Below are 6,608 nucleotides of genomic sequence, written 5' to 3' on the forward strand. Positions count from 1 at the left end.
ATAGCCTGGTTTGATCCCCGTGTCCGAGAATCGCTCTGAACCCGAAACCGGCGTCCCGGCGGTAGACGCATCGGGCCTCCCCGATCACGTAACCGAAGCCGAGATCCGCGAATCCGCCGCCCGCGAGCGCCGCGAAAAGCTGCGCATGTTCCTGACCAACTGGCAGGGACTGACCGGGCTGATCCTTGTCACCTTGTTTTTTGCCAGCGCCATCTTTGCGCCCTGGCTGGCATCCTACGACCCCAATGCTCTGGATGTGCCAGCGAGGCTGTCGGGGCCGACGCTGGACCATCTGGCGGGCACCGACCAGCTGGGGCGCGATACGCTGTCACGCATTCTCTACGGTGGGCGGGTGGCCCTCTATATCGCGGCGATCGGCGTATCTGTTTCATTGGTCATAGGCTTGATCCTCGGCATGATAGCCGGGTTCGGGCCCCGTTGGCTGGACAGCCTGCTTCTGTTGGTCTTCGACACGGTGCGTTCTTTCCCGACCATCGTGCTGGCGCTGGCCACCGTGGCGCTGACCGGGCCGAGCCTTAGCGTGGTACTGGCCATCGTGATCATCACGTCGATCCCGCAATATGCGCGGGTGGCGCGCACGGCCACGCTGACGCTGAAAAACACCGATTTCATCCTCGCCGAACGCTCGCTGGGCGCCAGTATGTCAAGAACCCTGCTGCACCACGTTATGCCAAACGTGGTCGGGCCTCTGCTGATCCTGGCCGCGATGGAAGTGCCGGTGGTGGTCACCGTCGAAGCCGGCTTGAGCTTCTTGGGCCTTGGCGTGACGCCGCCCACCGCCAGCTGGGGCACGATCCTGAACGAAGGCTACCTCGTGATCCGCGACGCGCCCTGGATGGTGATCGCCGGGGGCATCCCGCTCATACTGACCACTCTGGGCTTTACCTTCCTCGGCGAAGCGCTGCGCGACATTTTCGATCCACGCATGGGGAAAGGACGCTGATATGCCCAAAGATGCAACACACTTCCCTGAAACGTTGCTGGACGTTCGCAACCTGTCCGTCGACTTCCGCACCTCGCGCGGACGGGTCAAGGCGTTGCGCGACATCAGTTTTCCGATCCGCAAGAACCGGATCTTGGGGATCGTTGGCGAAAGTGGCTCCGGCAAGTCCACTGTGCTTTGGGCTTTGCTCGGGCTCTTGGCAAAGAACGCCGATGTCACTGGCGGCGAAGTCCGCTTTGGCGACCGTGACCTTCTGAATGTCAGCGAAGCGCAACTGCGTGCCATCCGTGGCGAAGAGATTTCGGTCGTCTTCCAGGACCCGATGACCAGCCAGATCCCGGTGCTGACCTATGGTCGGCAGATGCTGGATATCCTCTACCGGCGGCCCAATGTCTCGGCCGCCGAGAAACGCCGTATGGCCGTCGAGATGCTGGGCAAGGTGGGTATCCCCGACCCGGACAAGCGGATTGATCAGTATCCGCACCATTTCTCGGGCGGCATGCGTCAACGCGCGGGCATCGCCATGGCGCTGCTGACTGGCCCGCAACTCCTGCTGGCAGACGAGCCGACCACCGCGCTGGACGTGACGATGGAGGCGCAGATCATCCACCTTTTGCAGGATCTCCAAAAGGAACTGGACGCAACGGTCGTGGTGGTTTCGCACAATCTTGGTTTGATCGCCGAGCTCTGTGATGATGTCGTTGTCATGTATGCGGGCGAGGTGATCGAGGCGGGAGAGGTGCGTGAGATATTTCACAACGCGCAACACCCCTATACCCGCGCGCTGCTGGAATGCGATCCTGCCCGGATTGACGACGTTTCGCGCAAGTTGCCGGTGATCCCCGGCGACATCCCTGACCTAACCAAGGCGCTCTCGGGCTGTATCTATGCGCCGCGCTGCCAGCGTGCCCTTCCGGTATGCCGAGAAAAACTGCCGCCGGATGTCGCCCGAGGCGAGATGAGCCTTGCGCGCTGTCACCTTCTTGATGGTCCGCACCACGATCCAAGCTGGCCGCCACCACTGGACGTGATGACCGTGGGACAAGGCACTGCCAGCGCCAGCAAGCCCGTCCGCGTCAAGAGCGACAGACCGTTGCTGGAGGTATCCAACCTGAACGTGCAATTCGAAACCGTTGGCCCTCTGCGCGCGCGTCTGAAGGGCATCACCCAACGTCATGTTGACGCCGTTCTCGATGTCAGCTTGTCAGTCGCCCCCGGCGAAACCGTTGGGCTGGTCGGTGAGAGCGGATCCGGCAAGACGACACTGGGGCGCTGCGTGCTGAACCTCATGCAAGCGCAAGCAGGCAGCGTATGCTTTGAGGGGGAGGAGATCCGAAATATGCCGGAAAGCCGGTTCAAACCCCTGCGCCGCGACATGGCGATGATGTTCCAGGACCCGGTCGGATCGCTTAGCCCTCGCAAATCCGTGCGGGCGCTGATCACTGAGCCGTTTCAGATCCACGGCGTCACCGGCGTCGATCTGGATGCCGAGGCCGAGCGGTTGGCAGATATGGTGCGCCTACCCAAGCCGTTCCTGTCGCGCTATCCGCACGAGCTTTCGGGGGGGCAGGCACGGCGCGTCGGCGTCGCCCGCGCATTGGCACTGAACCCCAAGCTGATCATCGCCGATGAGCCCACCGCGGGGCTGGACGTGTCGGTGCAAGGAGAGATCCTCAACCTGATGGCCGATTTGCAGGCCGAGCACGGGCTGGGCTACCTGATCATCACGCACAACCTGCCCGTGGTGCGCCACATCGCGGACCGGCTGGCGATCATGTATCTGGGCCGCATCGTGGAAGAGGGCCGCACGGACGAAGTGTTCGCCCGCCCCGTGCATCCCTACACGAAGGCCCTGGTTGAAGGCGTGCCACAACCCGACCCGGACCGCCGCCGCGTGCATGTGTCGATCTCGGGCGAGGTGCCGAGCCTGCTCAATCGCCCGAAGGGATGCGATTTCGCAGGGCGCTGCCCCTTTGCGCAAGACCTTTGCCGGGCCGAGAAACCGCCGCATGTGACAATGGCGGACGGGCGGCGCCATGCCTGTCATTTCCCCCTCACCTGAACCCGACGCATATCATCTGAAGAGAAAACACAATGAGTTATGGTATTTACATCGGGCGCCACCACACGGCCGACGGGGTGGCCTATCTGGCTGGTTACGGCGATGAGCCGAGCAGTCACTGGCTGGAGATCAATCCGCGCACAGAGCATCCGGCGGGCGCAAACGTCACAGTGGGCGTGACGCCGCAGGCCGACATGCCCGGCCACCTGATCGAAATCCCGCAGGCGCCCGAGACGCTGCGCAACATGCGCGTGAATTACAGCTATTATCTCGGCGTACCCGCGCCTCTGACCAATGGCGGGTTGAACGAATGCGGAGTGGCGGTGCGCGACATCTGGTCCACTTCGCGGGCGGAGCTGATCGCTATGACGCCCAAGGACCAGACCGGGCCAAATTATTCCGACCTCGCCCGTATCGTGGTGGAACGCGCCCGGACCGCCCGCGAAGGGGTCGAACTGATAAGCCGGTTGGTCGCCAAGCACGGCTATTCGACCTATGGCGGCAATTCCCACATGATCGCGGACCCCGATGAGGCCTGGGTGGTGATCGAGTTTGCCGGGGGCTGCGGCCTTTGGTGCGCCGAGCGGCTCGGGCCCGACAGCATCCGTGCCTCGCGCCCCGGCTATATCGGCGAGATACCGGACGCGCCGAACGCGGATTTCCTTTTCCCACCGCATTTCTTCGACACGGCCCGCGAACAGGGCTGGTGGTCCCCCGAGCTCGGCCCCTTCAACGTCAACCACGTCTATGGGGACGGAAAGCATCGCTGGGACGGTGTTGCCTGGATCGAGGACGAGATGCGCGCCCGCGCCGAACGCCCCGAAAAGATCAGCCTTGACGACGTGTTCTGGTCCATCAGCACCGGGCGCCTGACGGGCGATACCGCGGGCTATGGCCAGGTTGTGCCGCTGATACATCCCGCGCATGAGGCTTTGCGTATGATGTGGCACGCCCCTGTAGGGCCCGTCACGGCGCCGCTCTTGCCTGTGTTCCTCGGGCAGAACTCGGTCCCGCCCGCCTGGCGGCAGCACCGCTACCTGACAACCGGCGAAAGCCACCGATTCCTCGATCGCCGCAAGCAGGAGAAAGATCCCGATACAGTCTCCCTGGTCCCGCAAGGCATCGAGACCGGGACATCCGCTTTCCATGAATTCAAGAGGCTGATGCACCTGGCCTTCCAGGACCCGGAGCCGATCTTGAATGAGGTCTGGACGCATTGGCGCGCAATCGAGGCAAATGTGAATGCCCGCATCCCCGATACCCTGCGCGCCGCGGAGCGCCTTCTGGAGGTCGGGGAGGAGGCCCTAGCAGTGCAGGTTCTGACTGAATTCACCCAAGCGCGCATGGCCGAGGCCCTAGCCGATTGTATGTCAATATCGGCAGCAACACATGCAAGACTGCGCGCATTGGGCAAGCTGAACATGACCAACGAACCGCGAATGCTCGACCAGATCTGGTAATCCGAAGCCGTGCAAGCCGCGCTGAAACTGGCCCGGCAATACTTTGTCGAGATCGGCCAGCCGCAGCGGCACCGCGTCATTGCCCGGCGGCAAAGCTATCATGGGAACATGCTGGGGCGCTGGCCGCCGGTGGGAACGCATGGCGACGGGCACAGTTTGCCCCGCTTCTTGCACTGACTGGCCATATCTCGCCCTGCTACGAATACCGCGAGCGGCAGGCCGGGGAAAGCGCCGAGGCCTATGGCCTGCGGGCCGCGCTGGCACTGAAGGACGAGATCCTCCGCCTCGGTCCCGAGACCGTCATGGCCTTCTTCGCGGAGCCGGTTGTCGGGGCAACAGCGGGCGCGGTTCCCGCCGTTCCGGGTTATCTTCGCCGCATCCGTGACACATGCGACCGATACGGGGTTCTGCTGATCCTTGATGAGGTGATGTGCGGCATTGGTCGAACCGGTCGGCGTTCGGAGCCGCGACAAAGCATTGGGTTGGCGAGGGGTACAAACACAAGTACTTTGGCGCTCTAAAAATGGCTACTCTCCCGCTGCTTGGCGGGCATAATCCTCAGCGTCGAACCAACCCCGGGAAGCCATTACTTTGAGATCATCTCCAACCTCCCACTCTTCCCAACCACGGATATTGAGAGGCTTGCCGGTTGTTGCGTCATGCCCGGTAAACGTCCAAACGAATACGACATGCCCCCCTGCGCAACGCACATCGTCGCATGACAGAGTCAAGTCCGGAACATCAGCGTAGAAACCGGAAGCCATATCCTGAGCGCGCGAACGACCCGTCCAGGGATCGCCGTTATTGATGACGATTTCGCCATCTTCCGCATAGAAAGAGGCTACTGCCTCCGCGGACTTTGAATTCCAAGCGGCTGTATAATCTGCGGTCAACTTGCAGCATCCGGCACTCTGGGCTCAGAACTGACTTACGGCAACGCAGGCAAAAGCAGATGAAGCGAACAACTGCAGCGCGTGGTTGTCTGAAGCGGCCTATCGGGTGAGACTTTCAACACTTCTGCTAGTCGCAGCGACATCCTCCCGCGCGACTTCGTCGTGCACCCAATCTGAAAATTCCCGGATCATCGGGTCCTCGGCACGAGCCTGCGGATATGCCACCGAATAAATGACAAACGGCATGACCACGGTATCGAACAACCGAACGAGCCGCCCCTCGGCCAATGTTGCCCGGACAATAGCGTCATAGGCCAGCGACACGCCCTGGCCGCGCTCCGCAGCCGTCGTAGCCAATTCGCAATTGGGGAAGGTCGGGCCACGAGGGAAAACGGGCGGTGTGATGCCTGCCGAATGAAACCAGGTCTTCCAGGCATCCATCGTCTCGTCATGCAGCAGTGTAAGGCGACACAGGTCTTCGGGCGAATCCACTGCTTCTTTGACCTTCAGGGCGGGGCTGATCACGGGATAGCGCGCCGATTGCATCAACGGTTCCGTCACGACGCCTGAAGCCGGTGCATCCGTCCACTGTATGACAAGATCTGCTTCGTTCGAGGCAAAATCCAGCGATGGCGCTCCGTCCGATACCCGCAGCCGCACTCGATCTCCGAAACTCAGGCGATCTAGTCTCGGGACCAGCCATCGCGCGACAAATCCAGGTGTGCAAAGCACGCGGAAAGGACGATGACCGGCCTCTCGGATCGACCGGGTCGACTCGTCAAATGAATTGAGGAGCGTTGTCATTTTTTCTGAATAAGCCCGCCCCGTAAGTGTCAGTGACAACTTGTTTCCGCGCCGCTCAAACAATGCCGTGTCAAAATACTCTTCCAAAGCGCGCAACTGGTGGCTGACCGCAGAGGCGCTCAGACATAATTCATCGGCTGCCGCCTTAACGTTCAGAAGGCGTGCGACGGCTTCGAACGCGCGCACAGCTGCAAATGGTGGAAGTTTGCGACCCAAGCCAACCGATGCCTTCTTTTGTCAACCAAAGCACACTGCTTCGGTTTGCCAAGGCAAGTATATCACGACGGCGTCACCCCACAAAACAGTGCCCGAAACCAGTTTTGTACCCTCAATGAAATTCCATTCAGCCAGGGCTGAAAAAGGTTCATTCGGCGCAGGCGAGCGCCCCTGCTACCGTTTCTCCTAATGGCAACATTTTGATAATA

5 protein-coding genes and 1 pseudogene are annotated in these 6,608 nt (G+C 61.4%); 4 read left to right on the forward strand and 2 right to left on the reverse strand.

The window, feature by feature from the left end; genetic code table 11:
- The first annotated feature begins 19 nt into the window (after positions 1 to 19).
- The 4 genes and pseudogenes from QZ522_RS16610 to QZ522_RS16625 form a co-directional block, all read left to right on the forward strand.
- The gene (locus tag QZ522_RS16610; protein ID WP_294614154.1) at positions 20 to 964 is read left to right on the forward strand and encodes an ABC transporter permease; all 945 of its coding nucleotides are present in this window, start codon (positions 20 to 22) and stop codon (positions 962 to 964) included.
- 1 nt (position 965) lies between these two features.
- Positions 966 to 3,026 (forward strand): ABC transporter ATP-binding protein, encoded by a 2,061-nt coding sequence (locus tag QZ522_RS16615; RefSeq protein WP_294614157.1) that lies wholly within the window; start codon positions 966 to 968, stop codon positions 3,024 to 3,026.
- Between the two features lie 32 nt (positions 3,027 to 3,058).
- Positions 3,059 to 4,486: a C69 family dipeptidase gene (locus tag QZ522_RS16620; RefSeq protein ID WP_294614160.1), complete on the forward strand. Its 1,428-nt coding sequence runs from the start codon at positions 3,059 to 3,061 to the stop codon at positions 4,484 to 4,486.
- Positions 4,487 to 4,938: pseudogene (locus QZ522_RS16625) on the forward strand (aminotransferase class III-fold pyridoxal phosphate-dependent enzyme); the annotation flags it as partial.
- 75 nt (positions 4,939 to 5,013) lie between these two features.
- Here QZ522_RS16625 and QZ522_RS16630 read toward each other — a convergent pair.
- Positions 5,014 to 5,379: a nuclear transport factor 2 family protein gene (locus QZ522_RS16630; protein WP_294614163.1), complete on the reverse strand. Its 366-nt coding sequence runs from the start codon at positions 5,377 to 5,379 to the stop codon at positions 5,014 to 5,016.
- Positions 5,380 to 5,478: 99 nt separating this feature from the next.
- Positions 5,479 to 6,399 carry a LysR substrate-binding domain-containing protein gene (locus QZ522_RS16635; RefSeq protein ID WP_294614167.1) on the reverse strand — a complete coding sequence of 307 codons (921 nt, stop codon included), beginning with the start codon at positions 6,397 to 6,399 and terminating at the stop codon, positions 5,479 to 5,481.
- Positions 6,400 to 6,608: the final 209 nt, after the last annotated feature.

It is taken from the genome of uncultured Roseovarius sp., from assembly GCF_913054395.1.
Taxonomy (GTDB): domain Bacteria; phylum Pseudomonadota; class Alphaproteobacteria; order Rhodobacterales; family Rhodobacteraceae; genus Roseovarius.